Annotated in this window: 1 protein-coding gene; it reads right to left on the bottom strand. The window is 34.1% G+C overall.

From position 1 onward, the window contains the following. Nucleotides 1-252, bottom strand: a 252-nt coding sequence (locus Q0921_RS24990) for a hypothetical protein (protein WP_299261898.1), incomplete at both ends; no start/stop codon positions are given.

Here is a 252-nt window from a genome sequence, read left to right on the forward strand (position 1 = left end):
TCAGATAGATCTATCACATCATCTCCATTTGGATCTTGACCTGTAACGGTAGCTTGATTTATAACTTCTCCTAACAAAACATCTTCTGCAGTTAACACATACGTTGCAGTAAACGTTGTCATATCTATTTCACCAATTGCTAAATCTATTGGACCACCTGTTACAACAATACCTATTAATGGATCGGTAAGAACAATATTAGTTATATCAACATTACCCGTATTCTCTACTGTAAAAGTATACTGAATCTCA

The sequence above is a fragment of the uncultured Aquimarina sp. genome (assembly GCF_947496855.1).
GTDB lineage: Bacteria > Bacteroidota > Bacteroidia > Flavobacteriales > Flavobacteriaceae > Aquimarina.